This window comes from Parasutterella excrementihominis YIT 11859, from assembly GCF_000205025.1.
Taxonomy (GTDB): Bacteria; Pseudomonadota; Gammaproteobacteria; order Burkholderiales; family Burkholderiaceae_F; genus Parasutterella; species Parasutterella excrementihominis.
In genome coordinates this window covers 1-1,789 of sequence record NZ_GL883688.1, presented here as the reverse complement: position 1 = coordinate 1,789, position 1,789 = coordinate 1, and the positions used below count along the sequence as shown (strand labels likewise).

The window sequence follows — 1,789 nt, the reverse complement described above, 5'->3', positions numbered from 1 at the left end:
TAAAAGAATCACAATTCGACGAACTATAGAATAAATTTCAAAGACTGATCCTGCTTTCAGAAAATCCTAAAAATCCAATAGTTATGGCAATTTTTCTAACGAAAAATTGCCATTATTTTTGATTAATTGCTTGATTATATAGTTTAATTTTAGTATAATATAAGACTATATTAAAATGATTTAAAGGCAAAAAATGGCTGTTCCTGAAGAAGTCAAAAAAGTTCCGCGTCCGGTTAACACTACTGTCTATGACGCCGGCAGAGACGGACCGAAGCGATTCTTTGTTCGGGAACGGATTGGGTGTAAGTACATCAAAGGCCATAATCCGCAGCCCGTTTACGGGAAGGTTATTGGCTATATCTACGAAGGGAAGTTCATTCCTAAGGGGCTGGAATTGAGAACTGATAAGCCCGACAGTCTTTCCTTTGGCAGCGCTGCCTTTGCTTATTCTGTCTGCCAAAGCCTTAAGCAGGAACTCTTCGAGAGCTTCGAAATCAAAACTGCTCTTACCTTACTGACAATCGCTCTTTTGAGAGTTCTTAAACCCCGGGTTCCCAACAGCCGACTAAATTCTCTTTACGAACGCAGCTGGATATCGATGTTCATTCCCGGAATACAGCTGTCCGGTAATACGGTCTCAAAACTGCTCAACAATCTTGGGAAAGACGCCGAGAAAAGGAGACATTTTTTTGCACGACGCCTCAGTAACGTAAGCGGCTTTGAGCACATCGCGATTGACGGGACTCTCAAACAGGACAGCAGTATTGTCAACGATCTTTCCGGCTTCTCCTATAAGTCCCGTCTGAAAGGATGCCGCGATATCAGCGTGATCTATGCCTACGATATTGAAAGGATGGAGCCGCTCTGCGCTCAAGTCTTTCCCGGCCATTGCATCGATGCAAGCGCTTATCGGGAATTCATTCGCGAAAATAAAATCGAAAAGGGAATCATTGTTGCTGACAAGGGCTTTCCGTCTTCAAAGTTGGCCGATGAACTTAAGCAGCATCCGGGACTCCACTTCCTAACTCCGGTCCGACGCAACGATGTAAATATCGAAAAGCTGGAACTTCTCAAATTTGACGGAGTTCTGGCCGGCACGAAACAACAAGTTCTTTATGCCAAACGCAAAAGCGTTTCCGGAAGATTCTTTTACTCATTTAAAGACACCGGTTTAGAGAGCTCCGAGCAGAAAGACTACTTGAATCACAGGCTCAGACATAACGACTTTAATAATGAAAATTATCTGGGAAAGAAAGAAAAGTTCGGTCTCATTGTCTTTGAATCAGACCAAGATCTATCTCCAAAGAGCGCCTACCTTTGCTATCAGGACCGATGGCTGTTGGAACTCATGTTTAAAAAATACAAATCTAATGAGCAGCTTGTAGATTCCAGAGTGCAGAGTGACTTCTCTGTTTGGGGCTCGGAGTTTGTCAATTTCTTAGCAACAGTCATTACTGCAAAGATGGTGAAAAAGGCCGATGAGAAGAAGTTATTGGACAAGTTCACTTATGGTGAACTCCTCGATGAACTTGAGCACATTTGGAGAAAAACTGCTGCTAAAGGGCCGGTTCAATCTTCTGATCCTTATTGGGTGCATCCCTTCAAAGACGGAATGCAAATCCTAGAAGAGCTGGGATTATCCGAACCTATTGCAACCCTGGATGGGGAACCTAAGCCTAAAGGCAGGCCTAAAAAGAAACCTGTCTTTGTCGGTCCTAAGAGACCTAGAGGAAGGCCGAAAAAGACAGAAACCGACTAGCATATAGTACAAATAATTGAGAAACCTTTA

1 protein-coding gene is annotated in these 1,789 nt (G+C 43.1%); it reads left to right on the top strand.

The window, feature by feature from the left end:
- Positions 1 to 193: 193 nt before the first annotated feature.
- On the top strand, positions 194 to 1,759 hold the full coding sequence (locus HMPREF9439_RS03385) for a transposase (protein WP_008863713.1): 1,566 nt from the start codon (positions 194 to 196) through the stop codon (positions 1,757 to 1,759).
- Positions 1,760 to 1,789: the final 30 nt, after the last annotated feature.